At 72.0% G+C, this 264-nt stretch carries 1 protein-coding gene; it reads right to left on the bottom strand.

The features are described 5' to 3' along the window. Positions 1 to 264 (bottom strand): transposase (locus CWO89_RS45475; protein WP_130584501.1); only part of this gene is annotated, 264 nt, incomplete at both ends.

The following is a 264-nucleotide window of genomic DNA, read 5'->3' on the forward strand; positions in this document are numbered from 1 at the left end:
CGCCACGGCGGCCAGCTTGGGCGGCTTGCGCTTGAGCAGTGCGACCAGCCAGCCCCAGGGATGGCCGCGGCCGTGCCGCGCCTGCTGGATCACCGCGGTCGCCCCGACCACCAGCAGGCGGCGCAGGTCCTCGTCGCCGGCCCGCGTGATCTTGCCGAGCCTGGTCTTGCCGCCGGTGGAATGGTCCTTTGGTGTGAGGCCGAGCCAGGCGGCAAAGTGCCGGCCGGAGCGGAACGCGGCTGGATCGGACGTCTTCATCACCAT

It is taken from the genome of Bradyrhizobium sp. Leo170 (assembly GCF_004296405.1).
GTDB lineage: Bacteria > Pseudomonadota > Alphaproteobacteria > Rhizobiales > Xanthobacteraceae > Bradyrhizobium.